General features: G+C 39.5%; 1 pseudogene. It reads left to right on the forward strand.

Annotation, left to right across the window (positions count from 1 at the left end):
* Positions 1–111: pseudogene (locus H5180_RS23355) on the forward strand (elongation factor Tu); the annotation flags it as partial.
* Between the last annotated feature and the right edge of the window lie 292 nt (positions 112–403).

The raw sequence follows: 403 nt of genomic DNA on the forward strand, positions 1-403 counted from the left end.
ATGACTGTAAAGTTAATCTCTCCAATCGCAATGGATGAAGGTCTACGTTTCGCAATCCGCGAAGGTGGCCGTACTGTAGGTGCTGGTGTAGTAGCAACTATCGTAGAGTAATAATTAACTTTTAAGTTAATTGTTAGAAAAAGGTCACTTCGGTGGCCTTTTTTAATGTCTGCGATTTACGTCATGTGAAGGTGGCGCTATTACCTTAGGCGTAGGTGCTTTGTAGCAACGTTCAATGAGTAATAATTAACTTTTAAAGTTAATTATTAGAAAAAAGATCACTTAGGTGGCCTTTTTTAATGTCTGCGATTTGAGCTGTAAGCTCTAAGCGGAAAGTTTTAAGTTGCTCGGCGTTAATATGTACTTGTAGGCGAGTGGCTTGCCACCGCGTTTATAACAGAAA

Source organism: Pseudoalteromonas sp. SR41-4, from assembly GCF_014163985.1.
GTDB classification, from domain to species: domain Bacteria; phylum Pseudomonadota; class Gammaproteobacteria; order Enterobacterales; family Alteromonadaceae; genus Pseudoalteromonas; species Pseudoalteromonas rhizosphaerae.